22 protein-coding genes, 3 tRNA genes and 1 pseudogene are annotated in these 20,434 nt (G+C 48.1%); 11 read left to right on the top strand and 15 right to left on the bottom strand.

The features are described from left to right. Positions 1 to 133: 133 nt before the first annotated feature. The 4 genes from HGD79_RS01325 (at position 134) to HGD79_RS01310 (ending at position 3,664) form a co-directional block, all read left to right on the top strand. Positions 134 to 1,243, top strand: a complete 1,110-nt coding sequence (locus HGD79_RS01325; RefSeq protein ID WP_021525649.1) for a contractile injection system protein, VgrG/Pvc8 family — start codon at positions 134 to 136, stop codon at positions 1,241 to 1,243. Between the two features lie 399 nt (positions 1,244 to 1,642). Further along, a complete protein-coding gene (locus tag HGD79_RS01320; protein ID WP_001317900.1) occupies positions 1,643 to 2,782 on the top strand; it encodes an SEC-C domain-containing protein in 1,140 nt (379 codons plus the stop codon). Positions 2,783 to 3,071: 289 nt separating this feature from the next. Further along, complete coding sequence (locus HGD79_RS01315; RefSeq protein ID WP_000488107.1) at positions 3,072 to 3,332, top strand: ogr/Delta-like zinc finger family protein; 261 nt, start codon at positions 3,072 to 3,074, stop codon at positions 3,330 to 3,332. 191 nt (positions 3,333 to 3,523) lie between these two features. After that, positions 3,524 to 3,664, top strand: coding sequence for a Hok/Gef family protein (locus tag HGD79_RS01310; protein WP_000078920.1), 141 nt, complete (start codon positions 3,524 to 3,526; stop codon positions 3,662 to 3,664). Positions 3,665 to 3,852: 188 nt separating this feature from the next. Here the strand turns inward: HGD79_RS01310 and HGD79_RS01305 are convergent, their stop codons facing one another. The 7 genes from HGD79_RS01305 to uvrY all read right to left on the bottom strand — a co-directional run bounded on the left by HGD79_RS01305 (position 3,853) and on the right by uvrY (position 8,217). Continuing rightward, positions 3,853 to 4,134 carry a hypothetical protein gene (locus HGD79_RS01305; RefSeq protein WP_001303543.1) on the bottom strand — a complete coding sequence of 94 codons (282 nt, stop codon included), beginning with the start codon at positions 4,132 to 4,134 and terminating at the stop codon, positions 3,853 to 3,855. A gap of 538 nt (positions 4,135 to 4,672) precedes the next feature. Further along, positions 4,673 to 4,759, bottom strand: a tRNA-Leu gene (locus HGD79_RS01300). 12 nt (positions 4,760 to 4,771) lie between these two features. Beyond that, a tRNA-Cys gene (locus HGD79_RS01295) sits at positions 4,772 to 4,845 on the bottom strand. A 54-nt stretch (positions 4,846 to 4,899) separates the two neighbouring features. Further along, positions 4,900 to 4,975: transfer RNA gene (locus HGD79_RS01290), tRNA-Gly, on the bottom strand. A gap of 151 nt (positions 4,976 to 5,126) precedes the next feature. Further along, on the bottom strand, positions 5,127 to 5,675 hold the full coding sequence (gene pgsA, locus HGD79_RS01285; RefSeq protein WP_001160187.1) for a CDP-diacylglycerol--glycerol-3-phosphate 3-phosphatidyltransferase: 549 nt from the start codon (positions 5,673 to 5,675) through the stop codon (positions 5,127 to 5,129). Between the two features lie 56 nt (positions 5,676 to 5,731). Then, positions 5,732 to 7,564 (bottom strand): excinuclease ABC subunit UvrC, encoded by a 1,833-nt coding sequence (uvrC, locus tag HGD79_RS01280; protein WP_001283424.1) that lies wholly within the window; start codon positions 7,562 to 7,564, stop codon positions 5,732 to 5,734. Continuing rightward, positions 7,561 to 8,217, bottom strand: coding sequence for a UvrY/SirA/GacA family response regulator transcription factor (gene uvrY / locus HGD79_RS01275; protein ID WP_000611335.1), 657 nt, complete (start codon positions 8,215 to 8,217; stop codon positions 7,561 to 7,563). The genes uvrC and uvrY overlap by 4 nt, the downstream gene beginning before the upstream one ends. A 141-nt stretch (positions 8,218 to 8,358) precedes the next feature. Between uvrY and HGD79_RS26935 the strand changes: the two are divergent. The 3 genes and pseudogenes from HGD79_RS26935 to yecF all read left to right on the top strand — a co-directional run. After that, positions 8,359 to 8,430: pseudogene (locus HGD79_RS26935) on the top strand (transcriptional regulator); the annotation flags it as partial. A gap of 82 nt (positions 8,431 to 8,512) precedes the next feature. After that, the gene (gene yecU, locus HGD79_RS01270; protein WP_000590347.1) at positions 8,513 to 8,689 is read left to right on the top strand and encodes a protein YecU; all 177 of its coding nucleotides are present in this window, start codon (positions 8,513 to 8,515) and stop codon (positions 8,687 to 8,689) included. Beyond that, entirely contained in the window at positions 8,676 to 8,900 is a 225-nt protein-coding gene (gene yecF / locus HGD79_RS01265) for a DUF2594 family protein YecF (RefSeq protein WP_000106474.1), read from the top strand. The genes yecU and yecF overlap by 14 nt, the downstream gene beginning before the upstream one ends. A 66-nt stretch (positions 8,901 to 8,966) precedes the next feature. On the opposite strand, the gene sdiA is transcribed toward yecF, so the two are convergent. The 8 genes from sdiA to HGD79_RS01225 form a co-directional block, all read right to left on the bottom strand. After that, positions 8,967 to 9,689: a transcriptional regulator SdiA gene (gene sdiA / locus HGD79_RS01260; protein ID WP_001154279.1), complete on the bottom strand. Its 723-nt coding sequence runs from the start codon at positions 9,687 to 9,689 to the stop codon at positions 8,967 to 8,969. 229 nt (positions 9,690 to 9,918) lie between these two features. Further along, positions 9,919 to 10,671, bottom strand: a complete 753-nt coding sequence (gene tcyN / locus HGD79_RS01255; RefSeq protein WP_074526519.1) for an L-cystine ABC transporter ATP-binding protein TcyN — start codon at positions 10,669 to 10,671, stop codon at positions 9,919 to 9,921. Continuing rightward, positions 10,668 to 11,336: a cystine ABC transporter permease gene (gene tcyL / locus HGD79_RS01250; protein WP_001158220.1), complete on the bottom strand. Its 669-nt coding sequence runs from the start codon at positions 11,334 to 11,336 to the stop codon at positions 10,668 to 10,670. Before tcyL ends, tcyN begins: the two co-directional genes overlap by 4 nt. A gap of 14 nt (positions 11,337 to 11,350) precedes the next feature. Then, complete coding sequence (gene dcyD / locus HGD79_RS01245) at positions 11,351 to 12,337, bottom strand: D-cysteine desulfhydrase (RefSeq protein WP_001128215.1); 987 nt, start codon at positions 12,335 to 12,337, stop codon at positions 11,351 to 11,353. Between the two features lie 104 nt (positions 12,338 to 12,441). Further along, the gene (tcyJ, locus tag HGD79_RS01240) at positions 12,442 to 13,242 is read right to left on the bottom strand and encodes a cystine ABC transporter substrate-binding protein (RefSeq protein WP_001295643.1); all 801 of its coding nucleotides are present in this window, start codon (positions 13,240 to 13,242) and stop codon (positions 12,442 to 12,444) included. Positions 13,243 to 13,329: 87 nt separating this feature from the next. Then, a complete protein-coding gene (fliZ, locus tag HGD79_RS01235) occupies positions 13,330 to 13,881 on the bottom strand; it encodes a flagella biosynthesis regulatory protein FliZ (protein WP_001301374.1) in 552 nt (183 codons plus the stop codon). Between the two features lie 45 nt (positions 13,882 to 13,926). After that, the gene (gene fliA, locus HGD79_RS01230; RefSeq protein WP_001087467.1) at positions 13,927 to 14,646 is read right to left on the bottom strand and encodes an RNA polymerase sigma factor FliA; all 720 of its coding nucleotides are present in this window, start codon (positions 14,644 to 14,646) and stop codon (positions 13,927 to 13,929) included. A gap of 164 nt (positions 14,647 to 14,810) precedes the next feature. Next, positions 14,811 to 16,385: a flagellin gene (locus HGD79_RS01225; RefSeq protein WP_168848256.1), complete on the bottom strand. Its 1,575-nt coding sequence runs from the start codon at positions 16,383 to 16,385 to the stop codon at positions 14,811 to 14,813. A 254-nt stretch (positions 16,386 to 16,639) separates the two neighbouring features. Between HGD79_RS01225 and fliD the strand changes: the two genes are divergently transcribed. The 4 genes from fliD (at position 16,640) to amyA (ending at position 20,407) form a co-directional block, all read left to right on the top strand. After that, positions 16,640 to 18,052: a flagellar filament capping protein FliD gene (gene fliD, locus HGD79_RS01220; RefSeq protein ID WP_000146098.1), complete on the top strand. Its 1,413-nt coding sequence runs from the start codon at positions 16,640 to 16,642 to the stop codon at positions 18,050 to 18,052. A 14-nt stretch (positions 18,053 to 18,066) separates the two neighbouring features. Then, positions 18,067 to 18,477: a flagellar export chaperone FliS gene (gene fliS / locus HGD79_RS01215; RefSeq protein WP_000287768.1), complete on the top strand. Its 411-nt coding sequence runs from the start codon at positions 18,067 to 18,069 to the stop codon at positions 18,475 to 18,477. Continuing rightward, positions 18,477 to 18,842, top strand: a complete 366-nt coding sequence (gene fliT / locus HGD79_RS01210) for a flagella biosynthesis regulatory protein FliT (protein ID WP_001015023.1) — start codon at positions 18,477 to 18,479, stop codon at positions 18,840 to 18,842. Before fliS ends, fliT begins: the two co-directional genes overlap by 1 nt. Before the next feature lie 77 nt (positions 18,843 to 18,919). Next, on the top strand, positions 18,920 to 20,407 hold the full coding sequence (gene amyA / locus HGD79_RS01205; protein ID WP_001245699.1) for an alpha-amylase: 1,488 nt from the start codon (positions 18,920 to 18,922) through the stop codon (positions 20,405 to 20,407). Positions 20,408 to 20,434 lie beyond the last annotated feature (27 nt).

Genomic DNA, 20,434 nt, shown 5'->3' with positions numbered 1-20,434 from the left:
AATGATTCGGCAACAATCATCACCCACCACGCGCGTAATCTCACCCCTGCGCCGTTCTCCCGACCCGGCGACAACAAAAAGCAGTAACCCCCTCTGCACGCACATGCGACCATGCCGCACAGGGAGGGAACAGATGACCGACACCACCATGCAATTGCTCAGTCAGGGCACAGACCCCGTGAAAATGCCAGATTTTGATATTCTCGCGGAGGGTAAAACGCTGTCAGGCGTGGCAGAGCGCCTGATGAGCCTGTCACTGACCGACAACCGGGGATTTGAGGCGGACCAGCTCACCATCACGCTGGATGATGCGGATGGTCAGTTGCAGCTACCGCCACGGGGCGCGCGCCTGACGGTTCTCATTGGCTGGAAAGGAGAACCGCTGACAGAAAAAGGCACTTACATTGTTGATGAAATCGCTCACGAAGGACCGCCGGACAGGCTGACTGTTTCAGCCAGAAGCGCAGATTTTCGGGATGAATTTAACGTTAAACGTGAAGTGTCCTGGCATGATGTGACCGTTGAGCGCGTGGTATCCGCCATCGCTCATCGGTACGGCCTGAAACCGCAAATCAGCGAAATGCTGATGGATATCGAAATCGACCACGCCGACCAGACCGAAGAAAGCGACATGTCCTTCCTCACGCGCATGGCGGAAATGCTGGGCGCAATCACCACGGTAAAAAGCGGTAACCTGTTATTCATCATGCCCGGCGGTGGCGTGAACGCACAGGGCCAGCCGTTGCCCTCGTTCGCCATCACACGCAGCAGCGGCGATCGCCATCAGTTCCGCATTGCTGACCGCGAAGCGTATACGGGGGTACGCGCTTACTGGCTTGATCTTAATTACGGGAAAAAGAAAAAAGTCAGCGTGAAACGCCGCAAACCGCCAAAACCCAAAAAGGAGAAAAGCAGCAGCCGTGAAGGTGATTATATGGAAGGCGCAGAAGGCAATGTGTTTGTGTTACGCAAGACTTATCAGAACGAGCAGGCAGCAAGACGCGCAGCGGCGGCAAAGTGGCAGCAGCTACAACGCGGAGCCGCATCATTTTCCATCACGCTGGCGCGTGGACGTGCAGAACTCTACCCCGAAATGCATGGCACGGTAACAGGATTTAAAAGCGAGATTGATAATCAGGACTGGATTATTGCAAAAGCCGAGCACACTATTGATGACAGTGGCTTTACCACACAGCTTGAGCTTGAAGCAAAAATCCCGGAATGGATAGCGGAAACAGAATGAGCAAATTAGATGTATTGACTCAAACCAGAACTGACACACTCACAGCACAGTGCCAGACCCAATCTGGTAGCCCGCTTTGTGCCTAGAGCAGGTGTTGCTTATGTAACAGTTAATCCACGGATAGTGGTCATGAATGCTGGTTGAAGTTGTATTGCCATGAGTGGTCAATTAGGGACTCACTTATTATCGCGTGCTCACCATTGATGGGTAAGATCATGCATTTCGGCTACTGTACTTCGCGAATCCTCCACACACAGGCAACACCTGATTTAAGAACAGAGGGAGATGATGACGCAAGGAAGATTTATTATCGTGCATGTGGCAGATGATCTTTTAGCTGCCGGAGTGATAAATTACACCTATTTTCGATAAGTGTTTTTGTTATAGAACATTAATTTCGTGGGAAACAATAAAGTGAAATTAGGAAGAAATGATAAGTGCTGGTGTAATTCAGGACTTAAGTATAAAAAGTGCCATCTTGGTCGAGACCGTGAAACTCCGGTATCCAAAGCCGAGGCACTGAAATTTTCAAAGTCTCTCTCGCAGAGAAAGGCATGTTATGCGCCAGCATCCATGCACGAAGATTGTGATAAACGCATCGTTCAGGCGCATACGATATCTAAGAGCAGTAGCCTTAAGGCGATCGCCGACTCCAGCAATCACGTCATGGGGGTGATAATGAACTTAGCAAGCCTGATGAGAAACAACGGAAAATGGCTTCCCGAGAAGATCGGTATCAATCAGGCATCCACTTTTACAGGATTTTGTGCAGTTCATGACAGAATCTTGTTTTCATGCCTAGAGAACGAAAAATTTACAGGCACGGACGAGCAGTGCTTTGCCTTAATGTTTCGTTCATTGTCTAAAGAAATTTACGCCAAAGAAGGGGGAGTGCTATCTTCCGATTTTGCTAAAAATGCCGATAAAGGAAAGCTACAAGTTGAACAGTATTATATTCAGAAATTAATCGACCAGCACCAAAGTGGCTTAAATGCAGCAATAATTGAATTAAATAATCTTAAAACTAGCCTCGACCGCATCCTACTTAGCAGGCAATTTTCAGAAATTGAAAGTGTTATCTTCACTTTTGCAGAGCCTTTACCAATTGTAGTTTCGTCAATTCTTTCACCGGAGAGGGATTTCGATGGGACCAAAATTCAGGATTTGAGCGATCTTACAGTGTCGGCGGAACAAGTATGTTTCAATGCTTTTTCCTGCGGAGGTAAGGGATATGTAGTGTTCAGTTGGCTGAGAACTTCAACAATTATCAGACGTTTTATACGGACACTAATTAAGATCCCGGCTAACAGGATGTTCAATACCCTTCTGTATTTTTTCTTCACAAAGGCCGAAAATACATATTCATCCCCTGAGTGGTGGGACAGGCTCAGTGATAAACAGCGAGAGAATATCGGCAACATGATTATGTCAGGGGTTGAATTTTTTGGCAGACCTACATCACAGGTTGATCATTCCGTTGATTATAACGCCGCTGCACTTGAAGAGATAACATGCAGCAACAACGAAATTTGCAGTTGAATGTTTACATGCTGTTAGAAAAAGCGGGCTGAACAATCATTTCGGGATTGTAACAGATAAGATGGCACTGCCCGCTTGCTTCCCGATATGTACCTCAGCCAATAAACTTATGTAAGCAACCGATTTCCATTTATGCGGAGGTTATCAAAGTTGTTGGAGTTGCGAACTTCCGCTCTTCGCACAAAGCGTACCGCTAGGTTTGATTGTATTCTGGCTGCGCAAACTGTCAGTTGGAGTCTGAGCTATTACAACTTAGAATAGCGGCAGCACCACGTTAAGGGAGGTCGCTATGTTCCGTTGTCCGCTTTGTGGCGCATCTGCCCGAATCCGCACCAGTCGTCCGGAAAACGATTCAAACACTGTGCGGCAAAAGTATTACCAGTGTAACAACCTGGAATGCGGCGTATGCTTCTCAACACTGGAAGCTTTCCATAAATTCACATCAAAACACGCCTCCGGCGTTCACTCTTCGGAAGGTATCCCGTGGCATGAGCTGCCAGCTTCACACAGGGGAAACAATCAGATGAGTTTGCCTTTACCTCAGAATTAACAGGCAGAATTGCCGGAGTAACAAAAAAACGATAGATTACCCGCGGGTGCCTTTCGGCTGATGGTCGGAGGGAATACCCGAAGGCCGGATGTGGAAAGGCCCCGGAAAACATTTCTGTTTAACCGAGGCCCTAACATATCTACCTTAAGCAAGTGATAGGTTAGCGCCTCTCCAACAAAGGAGCAAGCGCTATGTCGCAAAAATCGCTTACGGCCATCACGTTCTGCGTGACGGTAATCCTCATCATCTGGATGCTACACGGTTCGCTGTGTGAAATACGGATGAGCTTCTGGGGAGCGGAGTTTGCGGCGTTCTTACAGTGTAAGCAGTAAGGAAACCGCGACGGGGGAGCAATCCCCCGTCAATCGGTTGCTAAGGTTGGCTGAAGTGGCACCCTATCTCACAGACATGAACAACAAACCCGCAGCGTAAGAACTGCGGGTTTTCTTTTTGGAACTATCACTAGCTAGTGTACCGTTAACGGCACATAATGCTCGCACAACAAACCTGTTAAAAGAGATTACTCAGCATTCTCCTGCTTCCATTGCCGGATCATTTCATCGGTAACATCACCCTCATAACATACCACGTCATACCCTCCATTACGGCTATATGCACTGCGTCCACCACATCTACTACCATTCCTTGCATGATTATAAGGACACGCACAATTGCCTGGATAAGATTCAATGGATTCTTTAATTATTTCTTTTTTGATCTGAGCATCAGACTTTCCTGTTGCTGCATATCCACTAAAAGATACTAAACAAAGGCAGATTGCCATTAATAAACCACATCGCATACCGATACACTCTATTACTAACCAATCATAGCCCACATCATAAAATCGAGATGAGGAGCACAATACCTTTAACAAGAAGGTGTCATAACGATAATATGTCGTGCAATTCATCAAAAAAAAGATCTATATCAAAGAGATAGAACTCTTATCAGTGCTTCAGACATCGGCATTCGAGGCAGCAGAAAAACAGTAAATCTGACGAATTTGCCTTTTCCCAAGATGTTGTCAGATTAAAAAGATAGATTAGCGCAGGTACCTGTTGGGGGATTGCAGGAGGAAAAATGAAGTCGAGTGGAAAAATCCCAGAAAAATTTTTGTTTAACAGAGGTCCTGGTTCACTATACGAAATACGGAAGAGCTGCAGAAGAATTCTGCTTCATCCTTAGAGTTTAAACAGCACGTGCACTACCACTGTTTCTGCATATCGCCACACCATCGCCACTCTACCGCCATTGCACAAAATACAAATACGAAAAAACCACCCGAAGGTGGTTTCACGACACTGCTTATTGCTTTGATTTTATTCTTATCTTTCCCATGGTACCCGGAGCGGGACTTGAACCCGCACAGCGCGAACGCCGAGGGATTTTAAATCCCTTGTGTCTACCGATTCCACCATCCGGGCTCGGGAAGAAAGTGGAGGCGCGTTCCGGAGTCGAACCGGACTAGACGGATTTGCAATCCGCTACATAACCGCTTTGTTAACGCGCCAAATTCTTCAGGCCTTTCAGCCAGACATCCGCTTGACGCCGATGTCTTTTAAACTGGAGCGGGAAACGAGACTCGAACTCGCGACCCCGACCTTGGCAAGGTCGTGCTCTACCAACTGAGCTATTCCCGCATTCATCAAGCAATCAGTTAATCACTTGATTTTATTATCGTCTGGCAATCAGTGCCGCCGTTCGATGCGTTGCATTCTACTTACCTGGCGCGATGAGTCAACGATATTTTTCACCACTTTTGATCGTTTGCTGAAAATTACGCCGAAACGATCACTGATCAAGCAAATCTGCACGCGCAGCGCTCAAATATTGCAACATTGACCACAGAGTCAGTACCGCAGCCACAAAGAAAAGTGCAATACCGGCGTACTCAACCCAAATGTTCGGACGCCACAGCAGCCAGGCCAACGCCACCATCTGGGCAGTGGTTTTCACTTTCCCAATCCAGGAGACAGCCACGCTACTGCGTTTACCCAACTCCGCCATCCATTCGCGTAGCGCAGAAATAATAATTTCACGGGCGATCATCGTTGCCGCCGGTAGGGTCACCCACCAGCTGTGATAATGCTCGGTTACCAGCACCATGGCGATAGCCACGAGAACTTTATCTGCTACAGGGTCAAGGAAAGCACCAAACCGGGTACTCTGGTTCCAGCGGCGTGCCAGAAAACCATCGAACCAGTCAGTCACCGCCGCGACGCAGAAAATGAGCGCGGCGGCAAACGGCGACCAGGTGACAGGCAGATAAAAGACCAATACAAAGAATGGGATAAGGATGACACGGAACAGTGTAAGCAACGTAGGGATATTAAATTGCATAATGACGGGTAACTATCTGTTGTCAGTAAGATTACCCCTATGTTGCTACAGAGACATCAATGTTTCAACGACCAGAAGATCTTTTCTGCCAGACCTTGCGAAATACCCGGCACTTTTGCAATTTCCTCGACGCTGGCGTTACGTAAACCTTGCAAACCGCCCATATATTTCAACAACATTTGCCGACGTTTTGGCCCGACGCCTTCAATGGTTTCCAGGGAGCTGGTATTTTTGACCTTCGCCCGTTTTTTACGGTGCCCGCCAATCGCGTGATCGTGTGATTCATCGCGAATATGCTGGATAACATGCAGCGCGGGAGAATCTGGCGGCAAACTGAATCCCTCACCTTCCGGCTCAAAGAACAGTGTTTCCAGCCCAGCCTTACGATCTACTCCTTTGGCAACGCCAAGTAGCAGTGGATGATTTTTATCCCATGAGACATCCAGTTCGGCGAAGACATTTTTCGCCTGCGCAAGCTGGCCTTTGCCGCCGTCGATAAGGATCACATCCGGGATCTTACTGTCGTCAATGGCTTTACCATAACGCCGACGCAGCACCTGATTCATCGCCGCATAATCATCGCCCGGCGTGATGCCTGTAATGTTATAGCGCCGATACTCCGCACGCAGCGGGCCGTTAGCATCAAACACCACACAGGAAGCGACGGTTTGTTCGCCCATGGTATGGCTGATGTCAAAGCACTCCATCCGCTTCACTTCCGGCAATTTCAACACGCTGGCAAGCGCGGTCAGTCGCTGGTGAACGGTAGATTGCTGCGAAAGTTTGCTGGTTAAGGCCGTCGCCGCATTGGTGCGCGCGAGTTTCAGATAACGCGCCCTATCGCCGCGAGGTTTGGTTTGAACATTAATCTTGCGTCCCGCCAGTTCTGAAAGGGAATCGGCGAGCAGCGTTTTATCGCTAAGATTAAAATCGAGCAGGATCTCACCCGGTAAGGTGCGCATCTGGCTGCCTTGTAAATAGAACTGGCCTACGAAGGTTTCTACCACCTCGCTCAGTTCCGTACCGCCAGGCACTTTCGGGAAATAGCTGCGGCTGCCGAGCACTTTGCCCTGACGAATGAACAATACGTGGACACAAGCCATGCCCGCATCGAACGCCACACCAATAACGTCGAGGTCGTCGCCGGTATTGGAAACGAATTGTTTTTCGGTGACGCGTCGCACCGCCTGAATTTGGTCGCGAATACGTGCAGCTTCTTCAAACTCCAGATTCTGGCTGGCAGTTTCCATACGACTAATGAGTTGCGTAAGCACCTGATCATCTTTGCCAGACAAAAACAGGCGCACATACTCGACCTGCTGAGCGTATTCTTCTTCACTCACCAGTCCTTCAACGCACGGTCCCAGACAGCGCCCTATCTGGTATTGCAGACACGGACGCGAGCGATTGCGATAAACACTATTTTCGCACTGGCGAATGGGGAAAATCTTTTGCAGTAGCGCCAGTGTTTCACGTACGGCATAGCCATTCGGGAACGGGCCGAAATATTCACCTTTGGCATGCTTCGCACCACGATGCATCGCCAGACGCGGGTGGGTATCACCACTCAGGAAGATAAAAGGATATGATTTATCATCGCGTAGCAAAACGTTGTAACGCGGCTGATAGAGTTTGATGTAGTTGTGTTCCAGCAACAGCGCTTCGGTTTCTGTGTGAGTAACCGTTACATCAATTTGCTGGATCTGGGCGACCAGCGCTTCGGTTTTGCGCGAAGCGAGGTTGCTACGGAAATAGCTGGAAAGCCGTTTTTTCAGGTCTTTCGCTTTGCCGACATAGATAACCGTACCACCAGCATCGTACATGCGATAAACGCCTGGCTGGCTGGTTACGGTTTTTAAAAACGCTTTTGCGTCAAACTGATCACTCACTGACTTGATAATGTCTCCGCATTACACAGACCATGGCGAATTGCCAGGTGAGTCAGCTCAACATCGCCATGAATGTTTAGTTTACTGAACATACGATAGCGGTAGCTGTTCACCGTTTTCGGACTGAGATTGAGCTGTTCTGAGATCTCATTGACCTTCTGGCCCTTGGTGATCATCAGCATAATCTGCAATTCACGTTCAGACAAACTGGCAAATGGGCTTTCTGTTTTTTCTGGTTCGATCTGGCTTAACGCCATTTGTTGAGCGATGTCAGAAGCAATGTAACGCTGCCCTGAATAGACAGAACGAATCGCACTCACGACTTCCTGCGGAGCCGCGCCTTTGCTGAGGTAGCCCGCAGCACCGGCCTGCATGACTTTCGCTGGTAAAGGGTTTTCTGTATGGACGGTAAGCATGATGATTTTGACATCAGCTGTGGAACGCGCGATTTTACGCGTCGCCTCAAGACCGCCAATGCCCGGCATACTCATGTCCATTAGCACCACGTCAACGGCATTTGTCCGGCACCACTTAACGGCGTCTTCACCGCACGATGCCTCACCGACGACTTTTATACCCTTTATATCTTCCAGAATGCGTCGTATCCCTGCGCGCACCAGTTCGTGGTCATCAACAAGTAGAACGTTGATCAAAGGAATATCTCCAGAAATAGGGATAACGCTACTGATAGTTAGTCATTCGTATATTAGCGGTTTTTATTGCAACTTTGAAACGTTAAAAATGGTGGGTATTCGATTTTTCTCTCGTTTTTGTCAATTCGATTGTCCACAGTTATGGTCACGCCCGTCACCAACGGCTTACCGGATCGTTTCACAGTAAGCCCTACGATGAAATGTGACAAAAATTGACTTTATTCAGCAAAAATGAAAATCAGCCCGCTGAATATGTAACATTAATTAACCCGAACAATACGGGCAAAAAACATTCATGATAAAAATATTTATTGGTCATTATATTAACGTATTTTATAGCACTGCCGATATCACGCTCAAAAAACAACCACTGCTATTTTTAGCAAAGCTTATGGTATACTCCGCCGCCTTAACATTTTTCACCGCAAATTTTCATTGCAACATGACGAGGAAAATAAATGAGTACGCCTGATTTTTCTACTGCCGAGAATAATCAAGAACTGGCAAATGAAGTCTCCTGCCTGAAAGCGATGCTGACGCTGATGCTGCAGGCGATGGGACAAGCTGACGCGGGCCGCGTGATGTTAAAGATGGAAAAACAGCTTGCGCTGATCGAAGACGAAACCCAGGCTGCAGTATTTTCCAAAACGGTTAAGCAAATTAAACAAGCCTACCGTCAGTAATATAAAACCGGCTGAGAGCGTGCCTTTCAGCCGGTTTTTGCATCTGGCACGCAGAAAGAAAAGCGATCAAATTAAGCCAGTAGCGGCCGCGTAACAGGCCACCTGGGTCTTATTTGGTGCATTGATTTTTTTCTGCATGTTTTTCTGATGGAAATTGACCGTATTCTCAGAGATTGACAAAATCATCGCTATCTCTGCTGATGTCTTCCCTTCCGCCGTCCATTTCAGAATTTCTTTTTCGCGCTTGCTGAAATTCATCTCTGGCGTCATCACTATTTCATCATTTAAACGCATCAGAGCCATCAGACTTTCGCGCACCAGTAACTGCATTTTTAATTGCAGTTCATCACTAAGAATGGGTATTTCGCGAGCGCTGCAACGGGAAAAGGACAAAAAGCCCAACGCCCGATTTGGCAGCATTAAATACTGAGTGACACCGCGGCGTAAACCATGTGCGCGCGCGGCTTCCCATAACGGCTGTGCTTCGCTGAATAAGTCATCATTCCACATTAAATGGCCCTGACTAAAGTTTTCAGGGTTCAGCACCGGATCAATTGCGAGAAAATTTTTTGCCTGATAATAACTAACCCACGACTCAGGGTAATTGGTGTAGAAAGCCACTTTAGGTCGCGTGAATGGTACCGGGTGGCGAACACATAACGAATAGTAATCGTACTCCAGCTGCTGAGCCTGAAGCTCTATTTCATGGTAGACCTCTTCTGCGGCCTCCATCCTCTGAAAACGCAACAGCATCGTGCGACGCCAGCTGAAAAAATCCGTATCCTGCATAGTAAACCGCAACGCCCCTGAGAGTGAGTATCATTTATAATGATAATTCAAACTATCACATAAATAAGATTTATATATAATTTATATTATTCAGGCAATGAATTACTTTTGCAAGCCATCGCATTCTCTTATGTTATTAATGAGTTATGCTGATTTGTTAAGCAGTTTTATCACGCTTGAAATGGCGTCCCGCCCCGACAGGTGAATCGTCGGGGCTGATTTTTTCTTATTATTGCAGCAGAAACTTCTCGAGGAACTGGCGGGTGCGAGGCTGCTGGGGATCAGCAAATAACGCTTTTGCTGTCCCCTGCTCGACTATCCGCCCCTGGTCCATAAAAATCGCCCGGTCCGCAACATCCCGGGCAAAGCTCATTTCGTGCGTCACAATCACCATCGTGCGCTTTTCCTGCGCCAGCTGGCGGATTGTGTTCAGGACTTCGCCCACCAGCTCTGGATCCAGCGCTGACGTTGGCTCGTCAAACAAAATCACCTCAGGACGCATTGCCAGCGCACGCGCAATCGCAACACGCTGCTGTTGACCGCCAGACAAACGACGTGGATAGCTGGTTTCTTTACCGGCCAGCCCAACTTTCGCCAGCAGCTCGCGAGCGCGCGCCGTGGCCTCTTCTTTCGGTTCGCCTTTGACGATCACCGGCCCTTCAATAATGTTTTCCAGCACCGTACGATGCGGAAACAAATTAAAGTTCTGGAAGACAAACCCGACGTGCTGACGCAACTGGCGAATCAGCGATTTTTGCTGACTTAATGAACGTGCAGTATCAATAGTGATATCGCCAACGGTGATCGTTCCCGCTTCCGGTTGTTCCAGCAGATTTATGCTGCGTAGCAACGTGGTTTTGCCGGAACCACTCGGACCGATAATTGCCACCACTTCGCCAGGCTTTACCTCGAGGTCGATACCGTGCAGCACCGTCTGACCGTGAAATTTTTTCACCAGGTTCTTAACTTCAATGGCACTCATTTTGGTTCTCTCTCCTGGCGATTAAGTTGATTCTCAAAATGGTTCTGCAACGTCGATAATACTGTCGCCATGATCCAGTAGATGAGCGAAGCCGCCAGGTACATGGTGAACACCTCCAGCGTGCGCGAGGTAATCAACTGCGCCTGACGGAACAGCTCCGGCACCTGGATTGTCGCGGCCAGCGACGTATCTTTTACCAGACTGATAAAGCTGTTCGACAGCGGCGGCAACGCCACCCGCGCCGCCTGTGGCAAAATCGCGCGACGCATGGTCTGCCACGGCGTCATACCAATACTGGCAGCGGCTTCCCACTGACCTTTATCAATAGAAGAAATGGCGGCGCGCAGCGTTTCGGCGGCATAGGCGGCAGTGTTCAGCGACAGACCAATCATTGCTGACGGAATGGGATCTAATTCGATACCAAACTGCGGCAGGCCGTAATAGATCATAAACAGTTGTGCGATGAGCGGCGTACCACGAAAAATAGAGATATAAAAACGCGCCAGCCAGCGCACGGGCCAGATTGGCGACAGGCGCATCAGCGCGAGAATAAACCCGAGCAGTAAGCCAAAAAACATGCCGCCGATACTGAGTTGCAGCGTATACCCAGCCCCTTTCAACAGGAACGGCAAGGAATCAATAACCAGTTGTATACTTTCTTGCATGAGCGTTCCCGGAGCTAAACGTGGGGATGATAGGCGAACAGCGCAGGCGCGCCGCCGGTATGAATAAACAGAATCGGCCCTTCATCTTTGAAGCGTTTCTGACTGATACCGTCAATCAGCCCCGCCATCGCTTTTCCGGTATACACAGGATCAAGCAGAATGCCTTCCAGACGCGCCAGCAATTTCACTGCTTCCATGCCTTCGTCGTTCGGCACGCCGTAGCCAGGTGCAAAATAGTCATCCCAGAGTAAAATTTCCGCTGATGCGGTCAGCTCCAGTTCTTTCGCAATCGCCTGTTGTAGGTTAACCACTTTCGGCAATTGATCGGCAACGGAACGCGACACGGTCACGCCAATCAGTTCGCTTTCAGGCATCAGGTGTTCCAGCCCAACAGCCAATCCGGCGTGAGTTCCGGCACTGCCCGATGCGACCACCACCGACGAAATATTAACCGCCCCTTCACACTGTTGCGCGATTTCCAGCGCACTCTCCACATAACCCAGCGCGCCCAGAGCATTAGAACCGCCAACCGGAATGACATACGGGCGAAAGCCTTGTGCTTCGACTCGCGTCGCCAGCTCTTCCAGTTGGGCATTGGGATCGGTCAGTGCGTCGCACATTTCAATCTGGGTATTGAACAGATCCAGCAACAAACGATTGCCGTTGGTTAAATAGTTTTCTGCGGTTGTGCCAATAGGATTTTCCAGCAGCGCCACGCAGTGCAGACCGAGTTTCGCCGCGACTGCGGCAGTCTGGCGCACATGGTTAGACTGGATCGCGCCGGCAGTAATCAGCGTATCGGCACCTTCGCGCAGGGCATCTGCCGCGAGAAATTCCAGCTTACGTAATTTATTGCCGCCCATTGCCATGGGTGTGACGTCATCCCGTTTGATGAAAATTTCCCGTCCAAGATAATCAGAAAAGCGCGGCAGATATTCGAGCGGCGTTGGCGCGCCGATAAACTCCAACCGTGGAAAACGGGTTAAATTATGCAGTGGCATAACAGCCTCCGATGTGTGTTGTTGTGATTTTCTTATTATGCACGCTGAAAACGCGTAAATAAAAAAGGCGCTAGTGAAAGCGCCCTTTTTTGTCATTATGCTGATTATTTGGTCACATCAGCACCAAACCATTTTTCGGAAAGAGCTTGCAGAGTGCCGTCTTTTTGCATTTCCGCAATTGCATCATTCACCGCTTTCAGCAGGTCTTCATTTCCTTTACGCAGCGCCACGCCAGACTCCTGACGGGAGAATGCTTCACCGGTTACTGCCAGCGTATCGTTGGTTTTCTTCACCAGATCCAGCGCCGCCAGACGATCAACGAGGATCGCATCGATACGGCCTACGCGCAGATCCTGATATTTGGTCGGGTCATCATCATAGGTACGCACATCGACGCCCTGAACATTCTGCCGCAGCCACTCTTCATAGTTGGTGCCCAGACCGACACCCACTTTTTTGCCTTTCAGATCAGCAGCCGTTTTAATGGTGCCTTCGTTACCTTTTTTCACCAGCGCCTGAATACCGGAAATGGTGTAAGGGGTAGAGAAATCGTATTTTTTCTTGCGCTCGTCAGAAATGGTGACCTGATTAATCACCACATCAATGCGTTTAGAGTCCAGCGACGCCAGCATACCGTCCCATTTGGTCGGTTTTAGTGACGCCTCAACGCCAAGATGTTTTGCCAGCTGTTGGGCAAATTCCACTTCAAAACCGGTTAATTTGCCGTCATCCCCCTGAAAACTGAACGGCGGATAAGTTCCTTCCAGCCCTACCAGCAGCGTGCCGCGCTCTTTGACTTTATTAAGCAGACCTTCATCTGCAAAACTTTTAACGCTCATGCCCGCAACCAGCGCCACGGCCATCACACCCATCAATGCCTGACGTCCCAGATGTGCTAATTTCATATTCACCCCGAATGTTGTTATGTCTGTTTGCAGTGTAGAGCCATTGTTTGTAAACACAAAAACAACTCCGCTACATCTTATTCTTATTTAATATATATCAGAAGCAGGCAGGCTGGAGGATTTCTGCACAAGTCCGGTACACGTTTGACGCTGATAGTGTTGATACTTCCGTAATGCGATGCGGTAATTGTTGGTGCTGGTGGTGGGCAGCCACGGGGCGAGGATTTCATCAAGGAAACCGTCCTGCAGCTGATCGAGGGAAATATTTTGCTCGTGTAGATGATTCCCCAAACGGCGCAGACGAACGACATATTCACGCACCGTACCTGGGCTCATTTCAGTTTGCTCAAAAAGAAATTGCTTAAAGCCGATAATATCGAAAAAATCACTCTGCGTTTTGCAATGTAAATCACCGCAAAATCGGCACAATGCCGCCCATGATTGTTGTTCCACTTGCCAGCCATTTTCATCAAGCAGCGTGTCCAGGCGGGAAATCTCGATTTTATTCACTATTTTGCCGTCGCGAACTAAGGTAATGCGATCGAGTAATTTACGGCAATGCGCGCAATGGGTCTGGCTGTGTTTAAAGTCTTTAAGATAGCGGCTTAATGGCCGTCTTTTCAGGTGCTGCACCATCATTAAGAACTCCTGGTAGTCAAAATTAAAGTGCGGCATTTACTGACGTTATAACTTACCCAGTTTAGTGCGTAACCGTTTAATGGCCTGGCTGTGTAACTGACTGACCCGCGATTCCCCGACCTCCAGCACCGCGCCAATCTCTTTGAGATTCAGCTCTTCCTGGTAATAGAGGGTTAATACCAGTTTTTCGCGCTCCGGCAACGTTTCGATAGCTTCCATCACTCGCTGGCGCAGATTACTGTCCAGCAGTTGTTGTAGCGGGTTTTCTCGCTGATGATCATCAGTAACCAGTTCGATGCTATCGCCGTGCTCTTCGCGCCACTCATCGTAGGAGAAGAGCTGGCTGTTATTGGTGTCGAGCAACATTTGGCGATAATCGGCAATATCGATCCCTAAACGTTCCGCTACCTCAGTTTCCGTGGCGTTGCGGCCAAGTTCCTGCTCCAGTTGCCCTATTGCCTGTGCCACTTCACGCGCGTTGCGTCGCACGCTGCGCGGCACCCAGTCACGGCTGCGAAGTTCATCCAGCATAGCGCCACGGATACGCTGCACTGCGTAAGTTGTAAATGCCGTTCCTTGTAGGGCGTCATAGCGTTCGACGGCATTAAGTAACCCAATGCCGCCCGCCTGTAGCAGATCGTCAAGTTCCACGCTCGCGGGCAGTCGAACCTGCAGGCGCAATGCTTCGTGACGCACCAGCGGGACATAACGCTGCCACAGCGAGTGTTTATCCATTACACCTTCAGCGGTATAGAGTGAATTCACGATAAACAGCCCTGCGTTATATGAGTTATCGGCATGATTATCCGTTTCTGCAGGGTTTTTAATCGGACGATTAGTGGGTGAAATGAGGGGTTATTTGGGGGTTACCGGTAAATTCCATGCAGAAAAAACCCCGCCGGTGGCGGGGTTTGAGCGATAAGTGTAAATTAACGCAGCAGAGACAGTACGTTCTGCGTGGTCTGGTTAGCCTGTGCCAGAACAGAGGTACCCGCTTGTTGCAGGATCTGCGCACGAGACATGTTAGACACTTCGGTTGCGTAGTCAGCATCTTCTATACGGCTACGGGCAGAAGACAGGTTGTTTACGGTGTTGCCAAGGTTGGTGATGGCAGAGTCGAAACGGTTTTGTACTGCACCCAAAGAACTGCGCAACTTATCAACTTTTGCCAAAGCTTCGTCTAATTTGGATAATGGATTTGTGGTTGCTAAGGCTTTCAAATCTGAGGCACTGAGTTCAGCACCTTTGGTTGCCGTCTTATTCGTGATATTGGCTGTATAAACCTTATCATCTTCACGCATAATTGCCTGTGCAGAACCATCATTTTTTACTGCCCATTCAACTGCCTTACCATTAGGATCAGTAATAACAGACGTGTTACCTGTAGCGGCATCTACATTTACTGCAATGTAGGTGCCGTCTGATGTTTTAGCAGCAAATGAATTAGGTACAGGATTCCCTTGGGTATCTTGTACTTGGTGGACATCTAGGTTTTTTCCCCCAAAATAAACAGACATTGGTGCATCATTATAAGCTAATGCTTTACCCATTTTACCCGCAGCTAAATCAACTGATGTGGCAGAACCATTATCTTCAACAAATGCAGTTACACGACCACCAAAGTTTGCTAACTGAACATCCTTACCACCCACCTGAACTTTTTCATAACCTGTAGAGTTTTGTTTCAATAATGTAAAACCGTTCGTGTTGGTATTATTCTCTTGACCAACAAAATAAGTCTGCCCTTCCACCTGTACTTGATAAACTTTTGTTCCTGCAGTACCGGTCGCATCAGTTGTATCCTTTGTATCTTGTACATTACCGGTACCAAAATAAGTTTTAACATCAGCATTTTTATAATTGCTACCGAATGCTTTAGCACCTCCCACACTACCATCAGTTGCATTTACCTTAGTTAAGTTAGGAGCGGCTTCGCTCTTAAGTGCAACCGCAGAGGACATTGGAACTTTTCCTGGTGCTACGCTAAAGTTATCAAGCCCCAAGGTTTTAGCATCAATTTTATCAAGGGCAATCTCAATGGTTTCACCATCGTTCGCACCTACTTGAATTTTCATAGTCTGATCAGAAGCCAGAACTTTTACACCATTAAATTGTGTCTGGTTAGAAACACGATCAATTTCACTAAGGCGTTGTGTAATTTCATCCTGAATTGAATTCAGGTCGGAGTCAGAGTTTGTACCATTAGTGGCCTGTACTGACAATTCACGAATACGCTGTAAGTTATTGTTGATTTCAGAAAGCGCACCTTCAGTGGTCTGCGCAACAGAAATACCATCATTCGCGTTACGGGAAGCCTGAGTCAGACCTTTAATATTTGCTGTAAAACGGTTAGCAATCGCCTGACCTGCTGCGTCATCTTTAGCACTGTTAATACGCAGGCCAGAAGAGAGACGTTCAATGGCGGAGCTCAGAGAAGACTGAGATTTGTTCAGGTTATTCTGGGTCAACAGCGACAGGCTGTTTGTATTAATGACTTGTGCCATGATCTTTTCCTTATCAATTACAACTTGATGTTATTGGGCTGTTGCCCACGGTTTCTCACCGTACCCCTTGTATCGGCACCTGAATTTCGAACTTTAGAAAATTTTAGTTTCTCTCCTGTTTTTTCTTAACGGCTGAAATATCCGTAATATACAACTCTACTCTGCGCATCATCTTCGTGAATCAACTATTAAACTTTGCGCACAAATTGCCGATAACCCGCTTATCTACTGTTTGCAATCAAAAGGAATTAGGTATGGCTTCATTTACATCTCTTGGCGTTGGTTCGAATCTGCCGCTGGATACATTGCTAAACAACCTGACCATCGCTGAAAAAAAACGCTTAAACCCAATTACTCAGCAACAGAGTGACAATACCGCACGTCTGACAGCCTATGGCACATTAAAAAGTGCATTAGAAAAATTCCAGACTGCAAATACTGCGTTAAATAAAGCCGATCTGTTCAAAAGCACTACCGTTACCAGTAGCAATGAAGACCTTAAAGTTTCCACCGAAGCAGGTGCTGCTCCCGGTATCTATACCATCAGCGTAACCCAACTGGCGCAGGCGCAATCTTTACGAACTGATTCGCCGACAATCATTGCATCAACAAAAGATGCACTGGGTGATGAGTCATCAGATACACGCACAATAAAAATTACCCAAGACGGTCGTAAAGAGCCGCTGGAAATCAAGCTCAATAAAGATCAGACGTCATTGGATGAGATCAGCAAAGCCATTAACGATGCCGATAGTGGAATTTCCGCTAGTATCGTTAAAGTCAAAGATGGTAACTATCAATTGGTATTGACCGCCAGTGAAGGTCTGGCCAATAAAATGACCATATCTGTTGAGGGTGACAGTAAATTAAATGATCTGCTGGCTTATGACAGCAAGACCAACACCGGGAATATGAAGGAACTGGTTAACGCGCAAAATGCACAGCTAAACGTTAACGGTATCGATATTGAACGTTCAAGTAACAAAATTACCGATGCTCCTCAGGGAGTGACTCTCGATTTGACCAAAAAAGTCACTGACGTCCGGGTCACGGTGACAAAAAGCAACGATAAAGCAACCGAAGCAATTAAAGGCTGGGTGGATTCATATAACTCCCTCATTGACACCTTTAACACCCTGACAAAATATAAAGAAGTAGACCCAGGTGCTGAAGCACAAGATAAAAATAATGGTGCACTTCTCGGAGACAGCGTTGTACGTACAATTCAAAGCGGCATCCGCGCACAATTTGCAAACGGTGCCAGCGACGGTGCCTTCAAAACATTAAACGAGATCGGGATTAAGCAGGACGGCACGACGGGTAAGCTGAAAATTGATGATGATAAACTCAAAAAAGTCCTGAATGAAAATACAGCATCCGTACGTGAATTGCTGGTAGGCGATGGTAAAGAAACAGGAATTACCACCAAAATTGCCACCGAGGTAAAAGGTTACCTTGCCGATGATGGCATTATTGATAGCGCACAGGACAGTATTAACGCCACACTGAAAAAACTGACCAAACAGTATCTATCCGTCAGTGCCAGCATTGATGACACCGTGGCGCGTTACACTGCACAGTTTACGCAATTAGATACCATGATGAGCAAACTGAATAACACCAGTACCTATCTCAGCCAACAATTTACTGCAATGAGTAATTCCTGATCACGGAGGTCAGCATGTATACCGCGAGCGGCTCAAAAGCCTATGCACAAATTGGCGTCGAAAGCGCCGTAATGAGCGCCAGCCAGCAGCAGCTGGTCACCATGCTATTTGATGGAGTGCTGAGCGCACTGGTTAGAGCGCGCCTGTTTATGCAGGACAACAATCAGCAAGGCAAAGGCGTCTCTTTGTCAAAAGCGATCAACATCATTGAGAACGGACTGCGGGTGAGTCTTGATGAAGAGAGCAAAGACGAATTAACCCAAAACTTGATTGCTCTTTATAGCTATATGGTCAGGCGCTTGCTGCAAGCCAATTTACGCAACGATGTCTCCGCAGTCGAAGAAGTGGAAGCATTAATGCGCAATATTGCCGATGCCTGGAAAGAGTCGTTACTCTCCCCTTCTTTGATTCAGGACCCAGTCTGATGAACCACGCACCGCATTTGTATTTCGCCTGGCAACAACTCGTCGAAAAAAGCCAGCTCATGTTACGCCTGGCAACGGAAGAACAATGGGACGAACTCATCGCCAGCGAAATGGCGTATGTTAATGCGGTGCAGGAGATTGCACATTTGACTGAAGAGATTGACCCGTCCACCACGATGCAGGAGCAGCTCCGCCCGATGCTGCGCCTGATTCTCGACAACGAAAGCAAGGTAAAGCAGTTATTACAGATTCGGATGGATGAACTGGCGAAACTGGTCGGTCAGTCATCGGTGCAAAAATCGGTGTTAAGTGCCTATGGCGATCAGGGCGGCTTTGTGCTGGCTCCGCAGGATAACCTCTTTTGAATCTGAATGAGTCGATGGCTCGCGAATAATCCGATTACGGCTACGCTTCTAATGTTCCCCTTGAATGGAGTCGAAGAATGCGTAATCCCACGCTGTTACAATGTTTTCACTGGTATTACCCGGAAGGCGGTAAGCTCTGGCCTGAACTGGCCGAGCGCGCCGACGGTTTTAATGATATTGGTATCAATATGGTCTGGTTGCCGCCCGCCTATAAAGGCGCATCGGGCGGGTATTCGGTCGGCTACGACTCCTATGATTTATTTGATTTAGGTGAGTTTGATCAGAAAGGCAGCATCCCTACTAAATATGGCGATAAAGCACAACTGCTGGCCGCCATTGACGCCCTGAAACGTAATGACATTGCGGTGCTGTTGGACGTGGTAGTCAACCACAAAATGGGCGCGGATGAAAAAGAAGCTATTCGCGTGCAGCGTGTAAATGCTGATGACCGTACGCAAATTGACGAAGAAATCATTGAGTGTGAAGGCTGGACGCGTTACACCTTCCCCGCTCGTGCCGGGCAATACTCGCAGTTTATCTGGGATTTCAAATGTTTTAGCGGTATCGACCATATCGAAAACCCTGATGAAGATGGCATATTTAAAATTGTTAACGACTACACCGGCGAAGGCTGGAACGATCAGGTTGATGATGAATTAGGTAATTTCGATTATCTGATGGGCGAGAATATCGATTTCCGCAATCATGCCGTGACGGAAGAGATTAAATACTGGGCGCGCTGGGTGATGGAACAAACGCAATGCGACGGTTTTCGTCTTGATGCGGTCAAACATATTCCGGCGTGGTTTTATAAAGAGTGGATCGAACACGTACAAGAAGTTGCGCCAAAGCCGCTGTTTATTGTGGCGGAATACTGGTCGCATGAAGTCGATAAACTGCAAACGTATATTGATCAGGTGGAGGGCAAAACCATGCTGTTCGATGCGCCGCTGCAGATGAAATTCCATGAAGCATCGCGCATGGGGCGCGACTACGACATGACGCAGATTTTCACGGGTACATTAGTGGAAGCCGATCCTTTCCACGCCGTGACGCTCGTTGCCAACCACGACACCCAACCGTTGCAAGCTCTCGAAGCGCCGGTCGAACCGTGGTTTAAACCGCTGGCGTATGCCTTAATTTTGTTGCGGGAAAATGGCGTTCCTTCGGTGTTCTATCCGGACCTCTACGGTGCGCATTACGAAGATGTCGGTGGTGACGGGCAAACCTATCCGATAGATATGCCAATAATCGAACAGCTTGATGAGTTAATTCTCGCCCGTCAGCGTTTCGCCCACGGTGTACAGACGTTATTTTTCGACCATCCGAACTGCATTGCCTTTAGCCGCAGTGGCACCGACGAATATCCCGGCTGCGTGGTGGTCATGTCGAATGGGGATGATGGCGAAAAAACCATTCATCTGGGAGAGAATTACGGCAATAAAACCTGGCGTGATTTTCTGGGGAACCGGCAAGAGAGCGTAGTGACCGACGAAAACGGCGAAGCAACCTTCTTTTGCAACGGCGGCAGCGTCAGCGTGTGGGTTATCGAAGAGGTGATTTAAATTCATCCCCGGCGGCAAGCCGGGGAG

The organism is Escherichia sp. SCLE84, assembly GCF_012584495.1.
GTDB lineage: Bacteria > Pseudomonadota > Gammaproteobacteria > Enterobacterales > Enterobacteriaceae > ECMA0423.
This window is presented reverse-complemented; position numbering and strand designations above follow the sequence as displayed.